Source organism: Chitinophaga agri (genome assembly GCF_010093065.1).
GTDB lineage: Bacteria > Bacteroidota > Bacteroidia > Chitinophagales > Chitinophagaceae > Chitinophaga > Chitinophaga agri.
Window position 1 is genome coordinate 7,899,313 of the sequence record NZ_CP048113.1, and the last position, 17,107, is coordinate 7,916,419.

Consider the following 17,107-nt stretch of genomic DNA (forward strand, 5'->3'; position numbering starts at 1 on the left):
CATGGAACGAAGGCCTGAGTACACAACTGGACGAAGGATAGCAATATATTGAAAACCCTGAATACCTACTAAGATCGTAGCTATGGTTTATCAGATAAGGGTAGAGTGGGGTTGGCCTGAGGCCGGCCCCTCTTTTTTGTATCACTATATCAGCTGATGTAGTAATTGTTTGGAGGCGCGTCAGTTACTACGGGTTTGCCCGTCATTTCCAGCAGCGTATTTTCTATCATCCTGCTCATGGCGTCCAGCGCGAGATCGTTAGGTTCCATACCGAAAGGTTCTTCCAGTTCATCTGCAATAGCCTCCAGTGCCACAAATGTATAGGCTATGAAAGTGACGATCACAGGCGTCATCCAGCCCAGGCTGTCAACAAATCCAAATGGTAGCAGTAAACAATAGATATAGACAGTCCTGTGCAACAGCACGCTGTAGGTGTAGGGGATAGGGGTGCTGACCAGTCTTTCGCAACCACCTAAGATGTCAGATAGCTTATTAAAGTTGTTGTCGAAGGAAGCCTGTTGAATGCTGTCGATCCTACCGGCGGCTTTGGCGTCCTGTAACCATTGTCCCATTTCACGCATCAGCAGGACAGGTTTATAGGTCGCCGTCTTTAAAGACGCGGCCAGTGATGCAGGCAGCAACCTATCCAGATCAATTCCCGCATCTGTACGGCGCAGCTGATGTTTTAAGCTATAGGTAAAAGCAATCAGGTACTGGATAAATTGTTTAGGTTCGGCCGCTTCTCTGCCATAGCTACTCAATGTCAGTGCCTGTCTCGCGAGAGAACGGGTGTCATTGAGTAAGGCTCCCCAGAGCTTGCGTCCTTCCCAGAAGCGATCATAGCTGGCATTATTTCTGAACCCCAGGAAGAGTGCGAGCGCGATGCCGAATAGCGTGAAGGGAGCAGGATTGAGCTGGACCTTCATATGAAAGAACGAACCCCGCAGATATACCACCAGTACTGATAGGGTGAGCAGTAACAACAAACGGGGAAGTACTTTAGGGAGTACCGACCCCTTTATGATGAACAACATTCTAAACCAGTGCTCTTTCCTCCTGATGATCATGGGACGTATTTGCCGGCAAAATTATGAATTACTGGCATTCCGGGTTCTTCATTTCAGGAAAATGGTGTACACTTGTTGCAACATATACTTTGTCATTTGATATTCGAAAGCATAAGATCAATTAGTACGTCCAATGCCGGTAAATGATGTTATCATTGTGGGAGGCGGACTGGCCGGATTAACCAGTGCCCTGCACCTGTTACGTGCAGGGTTGTGCGTTACGGTAATTGAAAGGAACGCTTACCCGAAACATAAGGTCTGCGGAGAGTATATCTCCAATGAAGTGTTGCCTTACCTCCGGTGGTTAGGAGCGGATCCGGCTGTGCTGCGACCGGCAAGGATCGAACGGGTTTGCCTGTCGACCGTTTCCGGTAAAAGTATAGCAGCCACCCTGCCGCTGGGAGGCTTCGGCATCAGTCGTTATGCCCTGGACCATTTCCTGATGCAGCGCGTGCTGCAGGAAGGGGGGACTATCCTGGAAGATTCCGTAGATGATATCGTGTTCACACAGGACCATTTCCTGGTCAGTACCACCGGGGGAACATCGCTGAAGGCGCGTTTTGTGATAGGCGCCTATGGGAAAAGAGCAGCACTCGACCAGCGGATGGACCGTGACTTCTCAGCACAGAAGTCCCCCTGGCTGGCTGTTAAATGCCATTATAAGGGCGATTTTCCGGATGGACTGGTAGCACTCCACAATTTCAGGGGTGGGTATTGTGGGGTATCCAAAGTGGAGAATAATATCATCAACGTTTGCTACCTGGCCAGTTATGATACCTTTAAGAAATACAGGAACATTGAGGCGCACCGGGAGGGAGTATTATATGAAAATCCGCATCTGAAAACCATATTTGAACATAGCAGTCCGCTTTTTGAGCGTCCGCTCAGTATCAGCCAGGTGTCATTTGCAGAGAAGCGGAAGGTAGACCGGCATATACTCATGACAGGGGATACCGCTGGCCTGATCCATCCGCTGTGTGGGAATGGCATGGCCATGGCCATCCATAGTGCCAAGATCGCTTCGGAACAATTATTGTCTTTTATGGCGGGGGATGTTTCTTCACGGGGAGAGCTGGAAAGGAAGTATATAAACGCATGGAATGGAGCGTTTGGCAAGCGAATGGCAGCAGGAAAGCTGTTGTCAGCTGTCTTTCGGAAACCGCAGCTGGCGGCAGGTGCTATGAAAGGATTGGTATTGTTACCGAAGTTGTTACCGGTTATTATCCGCCAAACGCACGGAAAACCTTTAAATAATTAGTCACACATGTTTGTCAATACGCAGCAGCGTACGCTTGCTCCTGAAATGATGGATGACTTCCAGATGGAAGGAGATGATCTGCGCAGTACATTGGACGAGATCGCTTATATTAACAGATTGCTGGGAGGAAACAATATTACCCTGAAAGGTGTTTCTTCGCTGATGGAGCATGTTGCAAAGGGTAAACAGGTCACTATCGCTGACATTGGGTGTGGCAACGGGGATATGCTTCGTGCGCTGGCCAAACTGGCGAGGAAGTCTAAATGGCAGGTTAGACTGCTGGGGATAGACGCTAATCAGTTTACGGTGGATTATGCCTCGACATGCTCAGCAGAATATCCGGAAATCAGTTACTATTGCATGGATATTATGCAGGACCGCTTCAGAAGTCTTCAATACGATATCGCATTATGTACACTGACGCTGCATCATTTTGAAGAGAAGCAGATCCTGAAACTGATGTCTCTCTTCCGGAGGAATGCAGCGCTGGGAATAGTGATCAATGACCTGCAACGTAGTGCGGTGGCTTACCGTTTATTTCAGGTATTCAGCTGGATCGCGGGTTTGGGTAAGATGGCCAGGGTCGATGGCCTCACATCGATACTCAGGGGATTTAAAAAAAATGAGATCAAACAATTATCTGAAAAACTCAATTTCAATCAATATACACTCAAATGGAAATGGGCTTTCCGTTATCAGTGGATAATCACAAATGTATGAGCGTTAAAATAACAGCAGTATCGAAAGCCTTACCACCTTATACCAGAAGTACAGAAGAGATCATGCCTTTTCTTGATGTCTGGTTGTCCGGACAGGAAGACCGCTTTGCCAGGAAAGTCAGGAAGATCTTTGAAAATGCTGCAGTTGAACGGCGCTATTCTATTATGAGCCCAGAAGAAGTATTTACCAGTACTTCTTTCGAAGAAAAGAACGATATCTACATGAGAGAGGTGATCAAACTGGGTAGGACCTGTCTCGAAGATGCCCTGCATAAAGCAGGACTGGAGCCGCAGGACCTGGACTACATCATCACCGTCAGCTGTACGGGTATCATGATCCCTTCGCTGGATGCCTACCTGATCAATCTGTTACAGCTTCGCCAGGATATCGTACGTTTACCTGTTACAGAAATGGGCTGTGCGGCTGGTATTTCCGGGATGATCTATGCAAAGAAGTTCCTGGAGGCGAACCCGGGCAAGAGGGCCGCTGTTATTGCGGTGGAATCACCGACAGCCACTTTTCAGCTGGAAGACTATTCGATGCCGAATATTGTAAGCGCTGCTATCTTCGGTGATGGTGCTGCCTGTGTGCTCCTCTCATCCCATGAAGAAGATGCTGGTCCACAGATACTGGGAGAAGAGATGTATCATTTCTTTGATGCAGAACATATGATGGGCTTCCGGCTTACAAATACAGGCTTACAAATGATCCTGGATGTCGAAGTACCCGAAAGGATCGCTACTCACTTCCCTGCCATCGTCCATCCTTTCCTGGATAGACACGGCTGCCGGATAGACGATGTAGACCACCTGATCTTCCATCCCGGAGGGAAAAAGATCATTCAGACGGTAGAGCAGCTGTTTGGTGATATGGGAAAGAACATAGACGACACAAAAGAAGTCTTACGGTTATATGGAAATATGTCCAGCGCTACCGTCCTTTATGTACTGGAGCGTTTTATGGACAGAGAGATCCCGGCAGGCAGTAAAGGCCTGATGCTGAGCTTCGGTCCGGGTTTCTCTGCACAGCGAATATTGTTACAATGGTAAAAGAGTTTCTTGCACATCACTACTGGGCTTTAATCCTGGGCGGCAGTAACGGTCTCGGACTGGCTACCGCCCGCAAACTTGCGTCACATGGCATGAATATCTGCGTCGTACACCGCGATCCGCGTATTGAAATGGACCGTATCAACAGTGATTTTGATACCCTGCGGGCAGTATCAGGAGTGCAGGTGCTGACGATGAATGCGGATGCCCTGCAGGCCGAAAAGCGCCAGGAGATCGTGACCGCTTTACAGGCAGCGATGGGAGTGGAAGGAAAGGTGCGCACACTGGTGCATAGCATCGCTAAAGGAAACCTCAAGGCGATGCATACATCGGAAGGACCGGTACTGAACAACGATGACTTCCGGATCACGCTGGACAGTATGGCCGTCAGTCTGTATGACTGGACGCAGGCACTGGTACAACGGCAGCTGTTTGCTGCTGACGCCCGCGTACTCTCTTTTACCAGTGAAGGCAGCACCCGTGCCTGGGCGCATTATGGAGCGGTTGCCGCGGCTAAAGCTGCATTAGAAGCGATCACCCGGAATATGGCCCTGGAATTTGCCCCGCTCGGACTACGTGCGAACTGTATTCAGGCCGGCGTGACGGATACACGCTCGTTACAGGCTATTCCCGGCAGTGCAGACCTCATTACTTATACCAAACAACGTAATCCTTTTCACCGGCTGACAACCCCCGAAGATGTAGCCAATGCCGTATATCTGTTGTGCAAAGATGAAGCAGCCTGGATCAATGGAGCGGTGATTCCGGTGAATGGAGGTGAACATATCAGCTGATATATGACGATACAAGCAATTCTTGAAAAGCTTCCCTACACCCCGCCTTTTCTATTTGTAGATGGACTGGATCATATAGATCGTGATAGCGTAACAGGGCATTATACTTTCAGGCAAGACCTGGATTTCTATAAAGGGCATTTCATCGGCTATCCGGTAACACCGGGAGTCATACTTACGGAAGTAGCCGCCCAGATCGGATTGGTTTGCCTGGGTATTTACCTGACAGCAGACGAGCAACTACCCGGGCAGATGACCTTCGGTCTGACGTCTACAGAAATGGAGTTCCTGCGTCCTGTTTTTCCGGGAGAGAAGGTGACGGTATATGCCGAAAAAGTATATTTCCGTTTTGGTAAACTCAAATGCGGGGTGAGTATGAAAAATGAATCAGGTGAAGAAGTATCTGGTGGCGTTATTGCCGGAATGATCATTACGAAACCACATGAATAAAAGAGTTGTTGTGACAGGCCTGGGAGTTGCTGCTCCCAACGGCGTTGGTATCCCTGCTTTTACAGCGGCGATCAAAGCCGGCACTTCCGGTGTCCGGCATGATGCAGAACTGGCCGCCTTACAGTTTTCCTGTCAGATAGCCGGAAAACCTGAAGTGCCGGAAAGCGTACAATTACAGTACCTTGATGCACTGGAATTACGCAGCTTCAATAGCAATGGTATTCTCTACGGACTCATTGCCGGAATAGATGCCTGGAAAGATGCGCAGTTGCCCGTCGGGGCAGAAGTACCGCCTGACTGGGACAGTGGTACGATCTTCGGTGCTGGATCAGCTGGCGTAGATAAACTGCGCGAAGCGATCTATAAAGTGGATGCGTTAAATGTACGCCGGCTGGGCAGTACCGTGGTGCCACAGACCATGGCCAGCGGCATCAGTGCATGGCTGGGCGGAAAGCTGGCACTGGCCAATCAGGTGACCACCAATTCATCCGCCTGCACCACCGGCGCTGAAAGTGTGCTGATGGCCTATGACCGTATCCGTAATGGCTATGCGAAGCGTATGCTGGCAGGTAGCACCAGTGATGCCGGGCCTTATATATGGGGTGGTTTTGACGGACTTAAAGTATGCACGTTCAAGCATAACGACAATCCGGAAGCCGGTTCCAGACCAATGAGCGCCTCCGCAAGCGGATTTGTACCAGGTAGTGGGGCCGGCGCACTGGTGCTGGAATCACTGGATAGCGCATTAGACAGAGGAGCCACCATTTATGCAGAAGTACTGGGTGGACATGTCAATGCCGGTGCACAAAGGGGAGACGGTTCAATGACCGCCCCGAATAGTATCGCCGTACAGCGATGTATCCGCGAAGCGGTAAAAGCGGCAGGCATAGACGCTGCAGATATAGATGCTATTAATGGCCACCTGACCGCTACGGGCAAGGATGCACTGGAAGTAGAGAACTGGAGTATCGCGCTGGACAGAAGAGGAAGCGACTTTCCTTATCTGAATGCGCTGAAGGGAATGATAGGGCACTGTCTGAGTGGTTCGGGCAGTATTGAGCTGGTGGCCGCAGTATTACAGTTACACGAAGGCTTTTTGTTCCCCAATATCAATTGTGAAGATCTGCATCCTGAGATCGCCGCGATAGTAGCTCCCGAAAAAATACCACAGCAATTGATATATAAAGATTTAAATTTGATCGCCAAGGCGAGCTTTGGCTTTGGTGACGTGAATGCCTGCGTGATTTTAAAGAAGTATAAATAAAAAAGATGGATAGAGAAACGCTGATCGCACAATTAAAAGAGATCGTTAAGCCATATGCGAAGGACCAGGAAGCCTTACAACAGATCAATGAAAACACCGACTTTGTAAAGGACCTCAAGATCAACTCTGCCAACCTGGTAGATGTGATACTGGACGTAGAAGAACAGTTCAACATCGTGATAGATAATGAGGCAATGGAACACATGCTGAATGTAAAATCGGCTATAGAGATCATTGAAGCCAAATTAGGGGGACAATGATCGGTAACGATATCATAGACCTGCGTCTTGCCCGAAAGGAAAGTAACTGGCAGAGGAAAGGATATCTGGGCAAGATCTTTACAGCTGCAGAGCAGGAGATGATCTGTCAGGCAGCTGAGCCGTCGGATATGGTCTGGCTGCTCTGGAGCTGTAAGGAAGCCGCCTATAAGATCGTGAATCGTATTACGAATGTAAGAGCATATAATCCCATTAAATTTGACTGCTCTCTGTTATACCAGCATTCAACAGCTATCACCGGAAAAATAGCGCATGCCTCAAGAACCTATGCATTTGTCAGTCAACGGGAAGGGCATTGTATTCATACTGTTGCTGTCGCACATGAGATCTTTTTTGACAGTCTAGATATCTATACAGGTAACAGCTGGCCATTACATTTACCTGACCAGTGTATACTGATGAAAAACCAGGATGGCATTCCCTATATAAACTGTTGCAGCAATACCCCACTTCCTGTGTCCATCAGCCACCACGGAGATTATTATGGTATGGTAAAAAAGAAGGCACTTATATAAGAGGTCTGGTTTTTGAAGTGCCATAGGTAAAAGACATGGCTTATGAAACTAAATGATGACCTGATTAAAAAATTGTCAAAACAGTACACGCCTTCCTCCATGGTCGACATGGAATTCAGAGGAAATGACCTCTCGTTTAAAACAGATGAAGAAGGCAATCCCATCTTACTTTTTATTGGTGAAAGAACGCCCGACGGAAACGTCAGGGGAGAACGTTATGCGCGTACGCTTAAGTATGACCGCGATGGTACGCGTATTAAAGATCACTGGGAGCTGAAAGGTAAAGCAACCTGAATCAGCAAGTTTGGTACAGAGATGGTAATGGTAAAGTTATGGCACAGATCACTTATCATGCATCTCACGAACAACATGCCCCTTCCGCATTGCTTCAATTTGCAATAGCGGCTGAGCAGGCTGGCTTTCAGGCCGTTCATTGTTCCGACCACTTTCATCCATGGAGTGAACGTCAGGGACAGAGCGGCTTTTCCTTTTCCTGGATCGCAGCTGCTATGCAGGCGACAAAATTACCTTTCAGTATGGTATGTGCACCCGGACAACGATACCATCCTGCTATCGTTGCGCAGGCTATTGCTACACTTGCGGAAATGTTTCCGGGGAGGTATGCTGTTGAACTGGGTAGTGGCGAGGCGCTTAACGAATCGATCACAGGAGACGTCTGGCCACATAAAGAGGAAAGGAATGCGCGATTGCTGGAATGTGCGCAGGTGATAAGGTCTCTTTTGAATGGAGAGCTGGTGACGCATAATGGTCTTATCTGCGTCAAAGAAGCAAAGTTATACACGCTTCCTGCCGTATCACCTCCGTTAATGGTAGCAGCACTTTCTGAGCGGACAGCAGCCTGGGCCGGCGCCTGGGCTGATGGACTGATCACAGTAGATAAAGAGAAGGAGGAACTGAAAAAGGTGGTAGCCGCATTCCGCGATAACGGTGGCGCTGGTAAACCCGTATTTGTACAGGTGGCGTTCTCTTATGCGGCTTCAGAACAGGAAGCGCTGGAAGCTGCATACGACCAGTGGCGAACGAATTTCTTCGCGCCTGAGGTATTGAATGATCTGTCCCGTCCCACACAGTTTGATGCGATCGCGGACTATGTCACGCGGGAAGAATTGCAGCAGAAAATGCTTATCACGGCCAGCCCTGAACAATGCATCAGAAAAATACAGGATTGCATTGACCTGGGATTTGACAGGGTGATACTCCACAATGTACACAGGGACCAGGAAATGTTTATCCGCGATTTTCAGGACAAAATACTGCCCCATATCCGATCATCCAAAAATGTACAGTTATGACTACAGGCACAAAAAAGTATTCTATCTGGAAAAGAAAAGGCTATTTATGGTTTACACTGGCGTTCTTTCTCGTGTCAGTGGTGCTGCACTGGTATTTTGGCTGGGAAGTTTTTATAGACGAACAGCAGGCACATGGTCAGCCGGTACAGGTCAGCCAGTATGTTGCGGAGATGATGAGAGATACCATGGAGAACTGGCAGTCAGAGTTCCTGCAGCTGATATGGCAGGTAGCAGGGCTGGCTTTTCTCTGGTACTGTGGTTCCTCTCAGTCAAAAGAAGCGGATGACAGGATGGAAGAGAAGATAGACTTCATTATCCGGCGGATGGAGCCAGAAAAAGCAGAACAGTTGCTAACCGCCTGGAAAGAGAAATATCCCGAAAAGTGATATCTAGGAATGATGAGCTGTTCTGGAGAACAGTTCTTTACCCAATGGAAATGGTGACCGGTCTGTTAGCAGGCCGGCCGCTATTTCTGATAGCCCCAGAAGAAGATGCGGAAGAAAGATCACCTCAGCAAAGCCAAAGATCCAGGGAGACAACGTCAGACCTATACCCGCCAGGACATCAATTGTTAGGTGAGTCTTCATGCTCACTGCCCTGAAAATACCACCTTCGTACCTGGTAAAAATAGAAAGCAATACTAACAGAACGCCATTAAAAATAGGGATCCAGGAGACGGCGGTGCCGTCGTGGAATTCAAATATCATTGGGGCCGCGATCAGTGATACACCTACGGTGTAGTCAAGTATGGCATGTGTCTTTGTGCTAATGAATGACATGGGGCAATGTTTGTTACTGATAAGATTCGACATCGTCAAATTGTTCCGGCGCATACTGTTTACGCACATCTTCCAGGATATGCCTGGCCTCTTCCAGATGGGCGGTCACAACAGGCAGCGTTTTCCGGGCATAATGCTGTAAGGCGGTGTCTTTCATATTGTGTGCTGCAGCGTCCAGTTTCTCCATGGTAGCCTGGTGTTCATGCACCATCTTTTTAATGTAACTCCTGTCGAATGCTTTATCATCTTTCTCTGCGAGGGAGGCTATCTCTTTCCTGTCGGCATCAGAAAGGTCCGCAGGGACGGTTACGCCGGCTGAGTAACAGGCTTTCTGCAACTCCTGGTTGGATTGGACATGTGCACTGACCATCCTTTTTCCAAAGTCTTTTAGCCGCTGATAATTTGCTTTTGTCTGCGCGAGTTTTCCAAGCTCAATTTCTTTCAGATTAGCGTGGGCGATGTCCGTAGCGAAATCAACAGCTGCATTGCTGATGTGCTCCATGCTTTCAGACATAGCCTGTGTACTGTCTTTACTGGCTTCCTGCTGTGTTTTTGAATTATTCTCACCACAAGCCCACATGAGCATGGCGGTAGAGAGTACAATGGATAATCTTTTCATAGTAATACTGTTTATGCTGATATGCGTCAAAAAGAGTACCATGAGGTGTTGGCATAGTTTTATGCGCTTATACAGCAATGAATAGCATTCTATCACTTTAAAACGAATCTTATGAGTTCAGTACTTAATCAGGGACACGAAGAGGGCACAGTAACCACGGCTATTGAAAATCAGACGGCCAAGCTGCCTTCTGATACTTTTCTGTGGGCTGCAGTAGGAGCCATGGGGGTATCGCTGGCTTTACAATGCCTGAAACAGAAGCATGTCAGCCTTTTTATAGGACAATGGGCTGCTCCTTTTCTGCTATTTGGGATTTATAACAAGATAGTCAAGACGCAGGGGCATGACTAATTTAATTTATCCCAATGCGCGTGTTCATTAAGCAATGATCATGCGCCATCGAATAGTATATAAGTTGGCATTTACACATAGGCGCACCAGTGGTTTGCCGCACATGCAGGTAATGCCTTTCGCTCTCAGGAAATAGTGTGTTCTACGGTTTAATAAAAGGTCCGGAAGTATATTTACTTCCGGACCTTTTTTACGGGAGATATTTCCCTGGCAGTGTTGCTGTGTATACACATATTCAACTGATAGCCTGGGTCGTCTCATGTGCCCTGCAGTTTTCATACGTCGATTGTGTGAGCGTCAAAATTTTCACCGCAATAACCACGTAGTATAATATGTTCAGTAGTTTGCTCTTCCAGAAAATTAAGTGGAGGGTGCAGGATTAGGGATGTTGCACGGCAGTACTACTCAGTGACAACAGGTTAGTCAGTTCTTTCATATCATAAAAAACGGTGGCGCCCTCTTTTTTCAGTTCGTCACCGTTGAATGGTTTGGCATATCCATATGCTTTAAAGCCGCCCCGTTGCGCAGCAATAACGCCCGCTTTACTGTCTTCAATGACCACACAATCAGCAGGAGAGAAGCCCATCATTTTTGCCGCATGCAGAAATATGCCTGGGTCTGGTTTCCAGCTATTGATCTGATATCCGCTGAAGATGCGGTTGCCTTCTTCAAAGTAGGGCAGCAGACCGGTAATGGTCAGGTTAAGGATCATTTTTTCGACAGGGCCACTGGAAGCTACACAGAAAGGCATGGTGAGACTGTCAAGGATCTCTCTGATGCCCTTTACCGGGCGCATTTCTGTTTTGAAAACCTCATAGGAGCGTTTGCGGAAGGCCAGTTCAAAATCATCAGGAAACGGGCTCTTAGCCTTCTGTTGCAGCATTTTGATCCCTTCCCTCAGCCGGATGCCGCTGAACTCTTCAACGGCTTCCTGCAGATCCATGGTTACACCATATTCGGATGCCATATCCAGCAATACCTTTACACCGATCACTTCACTATCTACTAATACACCATCACAGTCAAATATGATACATCCTGGCTTTGTCATGTTTACGCTTTTATACTTTCTGTTAATGTAGTTGTTTGAGTTGCTTCTTTGATCTGCAATATCAGATAGGTAATGAGTGCACCGAACAATGCCATTATCGCAAATGTCCATTGCATACCTGCTGCTTCTGAGAGAAAACCCACTACCGGTGGTACGATCAGGAACCCCAGATAGCCTACTGTTGATACAGCAGCGATGGCAGGTCCACTGCCCATAGTGGTTTTCATGGTAGCCATGCGCAGTACCAATGGTACGACACAGGATACCCCGAAGCCGATCATCATAAAGGCGATACTGGCAGGTATTACATGAGGTATGAGAGCAGATAGCATGAAACCACAGCATACCAGTATTCCGCTGTATCTGATCATTGTGGGAATACCCAGCATGTTGACCAGACGGTCGCCTGTAAAACGGCCGGTACTCATCGCTATCATATAACACACATAACCGGTACCCACCCGGTTTTCCCCCGCATGCACGGCATCCTGAAAGAAGATAGTGCTCCAGTCGAGCATGGTGCCTTCGCAGGCCATGACTGCAAATGAAATGAGCCCATACTTCAGCAGGTATTTATCAGGCCATACGAAACGCTTACTATCCGCCTTTCTGGTTGGTTGCTCATGCGGACTGTCCGGAAAAGCGATAAAGCCCATGATGGTCATGAGTACTGCTACCCCCAGGAAATGCCATCCCGGCGATATCTGCATCCTGGTCATCAGGGTAGTGACCAATCCTGCGATTGCCCCTGCAAGACTCCATACGCCATGAAAAGTAGTGATTATTGACCGATTATACAATGCCTGGACCGCAACTGATTGTGCATTCACTGAAATATTCATCAGGTTTCGGGAGCATCCAAAGCAGAAAAGTACCAGTCCCAGCTGCCATGGATGATTGACGATCCCCAGCAGTGCCAGCATCAGATTGAATATCAATACCCCTATCATCATGATATTACGGCTGCTATGCCGTTGTAGGAGATACCCGGTGATGGGGAGTGTCAGCACAAGGCCGACAGGCAAAGCAAAAAGGGAGAGTCCCAGTTCGGCCTTATTCAGGGAGAGGTGACGCTGTATGTCCTGTATCCTCGATGCCCAGCTGGAAAAGCTGAACCCTGAAATGAAGAAAAAAGCGGCAGTAGCGATACGTGCCGATCGGGCACGGCCGGTATGAAGAGGCTGAGTAGTCATGACAGGACAAAAGTAGAGGAAATTAGGAATTGGGGATTGAGAATTAGGAATTGTCTGGTGGAAATTGTCTGCATCTATAGATATGACATCAAACAAAACAGGCACCTCGTAAGAGGTGCCTGTTCATATAAGTGATGGTGCAACTGGTTTGAGACCGGATGTGATCCAATTCCTGGTCCCTAATTGAATTAATACACCTGTTCCACGCGTCCCACGCGTCCATCCGCAGCAATACCTTCTACCACGACACGGAAGCGTTTAGTGAAGTCATTGTTATAGAAACGGATAGTAGTGGCATACGTAATGGAATCTACGGAAATATAGGGGCTCCAGAAGAGGGTCAGGCGTTTGTCTGCCAGTTCGTGCACTTCTTTTTTCACGGAGTAGTCCGGAGAATAGAATTCTTTCACGAGGCTGTAACCAGCTTTCTTCATACGTTCGAAACCGCGGATCGTCTGATCGCTACCAGTATTGTCACCACCTTTTTTGGTGTATACAGCGATGGCACCACCGGCACCGCCACCGAAACCACCCATAAATGGCGGACGGAATACTTTCACCAGTGCGATATCATTCACGCTTACGTTTGCCAGCATGCTTGCGTCTGTAGGCATTTCGTTAAGATAGAGGGATGGTCTGGCCCCGCGCCATGCAAGGGTTGGGTTATTCAGGTCACCTGTGATGTTCAGACCGGCTACTTTTGACTGCAGGTACTGGAATACGTTCAGCTGGTATGGTGTTTCCTTTGTCAGGTCGAAGGTATAACCGTCGCCGGAAGCAAACATGCCGGAGGTGTAACGTTGTTCTGTCGTCTGCTGTGGTGTGATCTTCTTATCACGGATGTTCACCTCTTTCAGATAGACCGTTTTATTCGTCATTGCCCTGTTCACCTTGTTGCTTTCATTGGCAGTGGTCAGGAAGCGGGTCATCGCCGCATTATCCAGTCCCAGTGGCACACGCATCGGATAAGGGGTCGTGATCGGCATTGGCGCCCTGTCGAAGAAGTGCTGATCAAAAGTCACCTGTACGTCTTTCCATCTTTTCTGCTTATCGTTACCCTGGAAGAATACCAGTACGGTATCCATAAACTGCAGGTTGGCGATCTCAAATTCGCCTTTCTCATTGGTTTCAGCAGAAGCGAAGGAAGTATTGCTGTCGAGTGGCTGTTTGAAGATGAAGTCCACCTTACCCCCCTGGAGTGGATAACGGCCCGTATTGGTCACGGCGGTACCCTTCAGTGACATACCCTGTTCGTATGGATACTTCAGCTGCGGCATCTCGTTATTAAGGATCTTCTGCCAGCTGAAACGGCTCCATCCATTCGTCAGCATCACCAGGTCGATCGCTTCAATGGTGGCTTTGGCGGTGTCTTTAAAGTACCAGGCCGGATTATATACATATCCTTTCAGGTCGGAGGTCATGAGCAGGGTAGACAGGATGTTGTGCTCATCCGGATCTTTCAATACCTGGTCAGCATCAGTAATGGAGATGGAAAGGCTGGTTTGCATGCTGTCCGGTGCAAACAGCTCGATAGAACTTTTGCTTCTCGGTGCATTGCTGATCTCCGCATTCATGAAGCTGAGGTCAATCTGGTCGGCCTTTCTGACAAATGCCAGGCGTTCAGATACAGGCAATCCCTTGTCGCTGAACAAAGTTACATGTACGATACCGGTGGGAAGGTTCTGAGCCGGAATAAATCCGCTGATCCTGCCTTCACCTGCATCCAGCACTGCTTTATAGATCAACTGGTTCTGTACCTGGGCGATGACCATCATTTTGTGGAAAGCGGTATCGTCCGGGTTAGCCAGCGTGGCCTGATAAAAAATGCGGTTACCCCTGTTGAACAGTTTCAGGGACGCCCCTTCCGTAGCCGCAGCGGGTAAGTCGAATGTTTTCTGAACACCGTTACCGATCTTCACGACTGCATGGTATTGTTCTCCGGCAGCGGGCGAGAGTTCGAAGGTACCCATCCCATCATGGATGGTTTTGATCTCGGCGACAGTCTGTTTTTTGCTGTTCTGGACAGAACCGGTGACCGCAATCGGGTAGCCGTTCTGGTCGATGGCTTTAAATGCCACCAGATTGGCATTATTCACCATCATATTTCCGCCTTCAGGGAAGAACTGTACGGCAAAGTCGCGCAGGGCGGAGGTATCTTTGGCCGGCAGTGTATTCTTTTTAGTCGGATCTAATATCTCTATGTTCTTATAGAAGAGAAAGGATGGATCATAGTTCAGCATCCAGGCAGTATATGCCCTGATCTGATAATGACCGGTTTTCAGCGTTTCCGGGAGTTCCAGGTCGCCGGCTGCCGCCGCACCCTGGGCAGGCAGTCGTTTCTTTGTTACAACGTTGCCATCTTTGTCGAGCAGCTCCACGTAGATAATAGAGGCGGCGAGGGATGGCTGGTTCTGCAGCATGATATAGGCTTTGAACCACATCGTTTCACCTGAAGCGTAGATGTCTTTGTCGAAGTGCAGGTATACTTTTTCCTGCGGGTAGCGTTTTGCAAACAGCGCCAGCGCATTTGTAACCTTATCCTGCCATTCGTCAGCCGGCAACAGGGAGAACGCGGTCAGTATCCCTGCTGAACAGATAGGGATGATCCATTTCAGTCGGGTATACTTTCTAAAAGATGAAAATTCCATGCGGGACGATTTATTAATAACTATCTAATTTACTGTCAAAAACTGAGCGCTTTGCTTATTATTGCGGATGAAAGTAAGCATTTAAGCAAAATTTAAGAAAACCGCCCATCAATTTACTATGTTCGGCCCAATTGACCAATTCGTTGCGAGGTTCATTCAGCTTACTCCGGAAGAACTGGAAATTTTCCACTCGCTGCTGGAGTACAGGAAAGTGAAAAAGAAGAGTTTTTTACTTCGGGAGGGAGAAGTGTGTGATTATGAAGCATACATCCTCAAGGGTTGTGTGCGTACCTTTTACGTGGATAAACAGGGTGCCGAGACTAATCTCACTTTTGCCATTGAAGACTGGTGGGTAGCTGATCTGGCTAGTTTCTCAGAGCAGCAGCCTTCGAAGCAGAATATTGAAACGCTGGAAGACTGTGAGCTGCTGACGATCAGTTATGGGAACAAGAATGCTCTTTATGCGCAGGTGCCGAAGTTTGAAAGGCTGTTCCGTCTATTGTTACAGCGCACCGCCAGCGTGATGCAGCAGCGGATCTATGCGTCCATCTCCCAGACGGCGGAAGAACGTTATCTTGCCTTTATAGAGAAATATCCTGCCATAGTACAACGCATACCGCAGCATCATATTGCACGCTACATCGGTGTATCGCCCGAATTTCTGAGTAAGGTGCGTAGTACGATGTACCGGAAATAGTAGGAAGTACCTCAGGCTGTCCTTACTGATCAGCTATAAAGTAACAGGCCCCGTTCTTTCGAGCGGGGCCTGTTTTAGCGATACTAAATCAGTTGTTACAGACTGTTACCTGCGACTACCTGAACACGAGCTTATTGGCCAGATCAATTTCGTCCTGGCTGATGGTGTGCCCCATGTTATTGTAGATGTTCACTGTGATATCAGCGCCCATTTCCTTCAGTATCTTTTCAGATGCTTTTACGCGATCTACCGGTACATGCGGATCAGGGTTGCTGGTGCCGATGAATACCGGGCTTCCGCCAAAGTTGCCCTGGTAGTTCCCGGGATAGACCTGATCGCCGATCAGTCCACCGGTGAAGGCGACAGCCCCACCATATTGCTGTGCATTGCGGGTGATAAACTCCAGTGTCAGACACGCACCCTGTGAGAATCCCAGGAAATAGATGTTTTCCGGTGCGATACCATCTGCTACTATATCCGCTGTCACTTCTTTCAGAACGTCCAGTGCAGAGGAAAGCCATGGTTCATTCTGTGCCGGTGGCATCAGGAATGAGTAGGGGTACCAGGTGTGACCGGTAGCCTGCGGCGCCACCAGCGCATAGTCCTTTACGTTCAGGTAGTTGGCCAGTGTGAGGATGTCTTCCGCACTACCGCCGCGACCGTGTACCATGACCAGTGCTTTCTTTGCTTCAGTCGTCTTTTTTCCTGCTGTTACTATATTCTTGGTATGCATAACTTCAATTGACGGTTCAAATTACTCTCCTTCCTGCTTCAGCCAGATGTCCGCAAACTCTTCAGGACGTTTTTTGAACTGCATATGTACATAGGCACACAGCGGTCTGACCTTCAGGTTATGTGCACGGACGTATTCCACCATGCCATTCATCAGGACCCTGGCCAGGCCTTTACCTTCGGCCTGCGGAATAATCTCTGTATGATAGGCGGTAAGCACGTCACCATCTATACCGATCACCATTTCTCCGGCCTGTTCACCGTCGTGCATCAGGTAAAAGGCACCGTGATTTTTGGCATTGAGCCTGATTACTACTTCATCCATTTTA

General features: G+C 48.3%; 22 protein-coding genes. 13 read left to right on the forward strand and 9 right to left on the reverse strand.

Features of this window, described 5'->3' with window-relative positions:
- Window positions 1-149: 149 nt before the first annotated feature.
- Window positions 150-1,067 (reverse strand): bestrophin family protein, encoded by a 918-nt coding sequence (locus tag GWR21_RS30995; RefSeq protein ID WP_162335559.1) that lies wholly within the window; start codon window positions 1,065-1,067, stop codon window positions 150-152.
- A 133-nt stretch (window positions 1,068-1,200) separates the two neighbouring features.
- On the opposite strand from GWR21_RS30995, the gene GWR21_RS31000 reads away from it, so the two are divergent.
- From GWR21_RS31000 to GWR21_RS31050, 11 genes are read left to right on the forward strand one after another with little or no spacing between them, the layout of a single operon-like run.
- Window positions 1,201-2,325: an NAD(P)/FAD-dependent oxidoreductase gene (locus GWR21_RS31000; protein WP_162335560.1), complete on the forward strand. Its 1,125-nt coding sequence runs from the start codon at window positions 1,201-1,203 to the stop codon at window positions 2,323-2,325.
- A gap of 6 nt (window positions 2,326-2,331) precedes the next feature.
- Window positions 2,332-3,045 (forward strand): methyltransferase domain-containing protein, encoded by a 714-nt coding sequence (locus tag GWR21_RS31005; RefSeq protein WP_162335561.1) that lies wholly within the window; start codon window positions 2,332-2,334, stop codon window positions 3,043-3,045.
- Window positions 3,042-4,094, forward strand: a complete 1,053-nt coding sequence (locus GWR21_RS31010) for a type III polyketide synthase (RefSeq protein WP_162335562.1) — start codon at window positions 3,042-3,044, stop codon at window positions 4,092-4,094. The genes GWR21_RS31005 and GWR21_RS31010 overlap by 4 nt, the downstream gene beginning before the upstream one ends.
- Window positions 4,088-4,888: an SDR family oxidoreductase gene (locus GWR21_RS31015; protein WP_162335563.1), complete on the forward strand. Its 801-nt coding sequence runs from the start codon at window positions 4,088-4,090 to the stop codon at window positions 4,886-4,888. Before GWR21_RS31010 ends, GWR21_RS31015 begins: the two co-directional genes overlap by 7 nt.
- A gap of 3 nt (window positions 4,889-4,891) precedes the next feature.
- The gene (locus tag GWR21_RS31020; protein WP_162335564.1) at window positions 4,892-5,338 is read left to right on the forward strand and encodes a 3-hydroxyacyl-ACP dehydratase FabZ family protein; all 447 of its coding nucleotides are present in this window, start codon (window positions 4,892-4,894) and stop codon (window positions 5,336-5,338) included.
- A complete protein-coding gene (locus GWR21_RS31025) occupies window positions 5,331-6,602 on the forward strand; it encodes a beta-ketoacyl-[acyl-carrier-protein] synthase family protein (protein WP_162335565.1) in 1,272 nt (423 codons plus the stop codon). Before GWR21_RS31020 ends, GWR21_RS31025 begins: the two co-directional genes overlap by 8 nt.
- Before the next feature lie 5 nt (window positions 6,603-6,607).
- A complete protein-coding gene (locus GWR21_RS31030; protein ID WP_162335566.1) occupies window positions 6,608-6,862 on the forward strand; it encodes an acyl carrier protein in 255 nt (84 codons plus the stop codon).
- Complete coding sequence (locus GWR21_RS31035; protein ID WP_162335567.1) at window positions 6,859-7,395, forward strand: 4'-phosphopantetheinyl transferase family protein; 537 nt, start codon at window positions 6,859-6,861, stop codon at window positions 7,393-7,395. Before GWR21_RS31030 ends, GWR21_RS31035 begins: the two co-directional genes overlap by 4 nt.
- 42 nt (window positions 7,396-7,437) lie before the next feature.
- Window positions 7,438-7,689, forward strand: a complete 252-nt coding sequence (locus GWR21_RS31040) for a hypothetical protein (protein WP_162335568.1) — start codon at window positions 7,438-7,440, stop codon at window positions 7,687-7,689.
- Window positions 7,690-7,727: 38 nt separating this feature from the next.
- Window positions 7,728-8,708, forward strand: a complete 981-nt coding sequence (locus GWR21_RS31045; protein ID WP_162335569.1) for a TIGR03885 family FMN-dependent LLM class oxidoreductase — start codon at window positions 7,728-7,730, stop codon at window positions 8,706-8,708.
- A complete protein-coding gene (locus tag GWR21_RS31050; protein ID WP_202929020.1) occupies window positions 8,705-9,094 on the forward strand; it encodes a DUF6766 family protein in 390 nt (129 codons plus the stop codon). The genes GWR21_RS31045 and GWR21_RS31050 overlap by 4 nt, the downstream gene beginning before the upstream one ends.
- 3 nt (window positions 9,095-9,097) lie before the next feature.
- On the opposite strand, the gene GWR21_RS31055 is transcribed toward GWR21_RS31050, so the two are convergent.
- Entirely contained in the window at window positions 9,098-9,487 is a 390-nt protein-coding gene (locus GWR21_RS31055) for an SPW repeat domain-containing protein (protein WP_162335570.1), read from the reverse strand.
- Between the two features lie 13 nt (window positions 9,488-9,500).
- Entirely contained in the window at window positions 9,501-10,106 is a 606-nt protein-coding gene (locus tag GWR21_RS31060) for a DUF4142 domain-containing protein (protein ID WP_162335571.1), read from the reverse strand.
- Window positions 10,107-10,217: 111 nt separating this feature from the next.
- Between GWR21_RS31060 and GWR21_RS31065 the strand changes: the two genes are divergently transcribed.
- Window positions 10,218-10,457, forward strand: coding sequence for a hypothetical protein (locus GWR21_RS31065; protein WP_162335572.1), 240 nt, complete (start codon window positions 10,218-10,220; stop codon window positions 10,455-10,457).
- Window positions 10,458-10,484: 27 nt separating this feature from the next.
- On the opposite strand, the gene GWR21_RS31070 is transcribed toward GWR21_RS31065, so the two are convergent.
- The 4 genes from GWR21_RS31070 to GWR21_RS31085 all read right to left on the reverse strand — a co-directional run bounded on the left by GWR21_RS31070 (window position 10,485) and on the right by GWR21_RS31085 (window position 15,349).
- Window positions 10,485-10,718 (reverse strand): hypothetical protein, encoded by a 234-nt coding sequence (locus tag GWR21_RS31070; protein WP_162335573.1) that lies wholly within the window; start codon window positions 10,716-10,718, stop codon window positions 10,485-10,487.
- 118 nt (window positions 10,719-10,836) lie between these two features.
- Window positions 10,837-11,508 (reverse strand): HAD-IA family hydrolase, encoded by a 672-nt coding sequence (locus tag GWR21_RS31075; protein ID WP_162335574.1) that lies wholly within the window; start codon window positions 11,506-11,508, stop codon window positions 10,837-10,839.
- A gap of 2 nt (window positions 11,509-11,510) precedes the next feature.
- Window positions 11,511-12,701: an MFS transporter gene (locus tag GWR21_RS31080; RefSeq protein WP_162335575.1), complete on the reverse strand. Its 1,191-nt coding sequence runs from the start codon at window positions 12,699-12,701 to the stop codon at window positions 11,511-11,513.
- Between the two features lie 188 nt (window positions 12,702-12,889).
- Window positions 12,890-15,349: an MG2 domain-containing protein gene (locus tag GWR21_RS31085; RefSeq protein ID WP_162335576.1), complete on the reverse strand. Its 2,460-nt coding sequence runs from the start codon at window positions 15,347-15,349 to the stop codon at window positions 12,890-12,892.
- A gap of 118 nt (window positions 15,350-15,467) precedes the next feature.
- On the opposite strand from GWR21_RS31085, the gene GWR21_RS31090 reads away from it, so the two are divergent.
- Window positions 15,468-16,046 (forward strand): Crp/Fnr family transcriptional regulator, encoded by a 579-nt coding sequence (locus GWR21_RS31090; RefSeq protein WP_162335577.1) that lies wholly within the window; start codon window positions 15,468-15,470, stop codon window positions 16,044-16,046.
- Window positions 16,047-16,161: 115 nt separating this feature from the next.
- On the opposite strand, the gene GWR21_RS31095 is transcribed toward GWR21_RS31090, so the two are convergent.
- The gene (locus tag GWR21_RS31095; protein WP_162335578.1) at window positions 16,162-16,779 is read right to left on the reverse strand and encodes an alpha/beta hydrolase; all 618 of its coding nucleotides are present in this window, start codon (window positions 16,777-16,779) and stop codon (window positions 16,162-16,164) included.
- A gap of 21 nt (window positions 16,780-16,800) precedes the next feature.
- The gene (locus GWR21_RS31100) at window positions 16,801-17,103 is read right to left on the reverse strand and encodes a GNAT family N-acetyltransferase (RefSeq protein ID WP_162335579.1); all 303 of its coding nucleotides are present in this window, start codon (window positions 17,101-17,103) and stop codon (window positions 16,801-16,803) included.
- Between the last annotated feature and the right edge of the window lie 4 nt (window positions 17,104-17,107).

What these genes read in the sequence shown, in the direction of transcription:
- GWR21_RS30995 (WP_162335559.1), bottom strand. Translation starts at nt 1,067, where the DNA reads ATGATCATCAGGAGGAAAGAGCACTGGTTTAGAATGTTGTTCATCATA.
- GWR21_RS31000 (WP_162335560.1), top strand. Translation starts at nt 1,201, where the DNA reads ATGCCGGTAAATGATGTTATCATTGTGGGAGGCGGACTGGCCGGATTA.
- GWR21_RS31005 (WP_162335561.1), top strand. Translation starts at nt 2,332, where the DNA reads ATGTTTGTCAATACGCAGCAGCGTACGCTTGCTCCTGAAATGATGGAT.
- GWR21_RS31010 (WP_162335562.1), top strand. Translation starts at nt 3,042, where the DNA reads ATGAGCGTTAAAATAACAGCAGTATCGAAAGCCTTACCACCTTATACC.
- GWR21_RS31015 (WP_162335563.1), top strand. Translation starts at nt 4,088, where the DNA reads ATGGTAAAAGAGTTTCTTGCACATCACTACTGGGCTTTAATCCTGGGC.
- GWR21_RS31020 (WP_162335564.1), top strand. Translation starts at nt 4,892, where the DNA reads ATGACGATACAAGCAATTCTTGAAAAGCTTCCCTACACCCCGCCTTTT.
- GWR21_RS31025 (WP_162335565.1), top strand. Translation starts at nt 5,331, where the DNA reads ATGAATAAAAGAGTTGTTGTGACAGGCCTGGGAGTTGCTGCTCCCAAC.
- GWR21_RS31030 (WP_162335566.1), top strand. Translation starts at nt 6,608, where the DNA reads ATGGATAGAGAAACGCTGATCGCACAATTAAAAGAGATCGTTAAGCCA.
- GWR21_RS31035 (WP_162335567.1), top strand. Translation starts at nt 6,859, where the DNA reads ATGATCGGTAACGATATCATAGACCTGCGTCTTGCCCGAAAGGAAAGT.
- GWR21_RS31040 (WP_162335568.1), top strand. Translation starts at nt 7,438, where the DNA reads ATGAAACTAAATGATGACCTGATTAAAAAATTGTCAAAACAGTACACG.
- GWR21_RS31045 (WP_162335569.1), top strand. Translation starts at nt 7,728, where the DNA reads ATGGCACAGATCACTTATCATGCATCTCACGAACAACATGCCCCTTCC.
- GWR21_RS31050 (WP_202929020.1), top strand. Translation starts at nt 8,705, where the DNA reads ATGACTACAGGCACAAAAAAGTATTCTATCTGGAAAAGAAAAGGCTAT.
- GWR21_RS31055 (WP_162335570.1), bottom strand. Translation starts at nt 9,487, where the DNA reads ATGTCATTCATTAGCACAAAGACACATGCCATACTTGACTACACCGTA.
- GWR21_RS31060 (WP_162335571.1), bottom strand. Translation starts at nt 10,106, where the DNA reads ATGAAAAGATTATCCATTGTACTCTCTACCGCCATGCTCATGTGGGCT.
- GWR21_RS31065 (WP_162335572.1), top strand. Translation starts at nt 10,218, where the DNA reads ATGAGTTCAGTACTTAATCAGGGACACGAAGAGGGCACAGTAACCACG.
- GWR21_RS31070 (WP_162335573.1), bottom strand. Translation starts at nt 10,718, where the DNA reads ATGAGACGACCCAGGCTATCAGTTGAATATGTGTATACACAGCAACAC.
- GWR21_RS31075 (WP_162335574.1), bottom strand. Translation starts at nt 11,508, where the DNA reads ATGACAAAGCCAGGATGTATCATATTTGACTGTGATGGTGTATTAGTA.
- GWR21_RS31080 (WP_162335575.1), bottom strand. Translation starts at nt 12,701, where the DNA reads ATGACTACTCAGCCTCTTCATACCGGCCGTGCCCGATCGGCACGTATC.
- GWR21_RS31085 (WP_162335576.1), bottom strand. Translation starts at nt 15,349, where the DNA reads ATGGAATTTTCATCTTTTAGAAAGTATACCCGACTGAAATGGATCATC.
- GWR21_RS31090 (WP_162335577.1), top strand. Translation starts at nt 15,468, where the DNA reads ATGTTCGGCCCAATTGACCAATTCGTTGCGAGGTTCATTCAGCTTACT.
- GWR21_RS31095 (WP_162335578.1), bottom strand. Translation starts at nt 16,779, where the DNA reads ATGCATACCAAGAATATAGTAACAGCAGGAAAAAAGACGACTGAAGCA.
- GWR21_RS31100 (WP_162335579.1), bottom strand. Translation starts at nt 17,103, where the DNA reads ATGGATGAAGTAGTAATCAGGCTCAATGCCAAAAATCACGGTGCCTTT.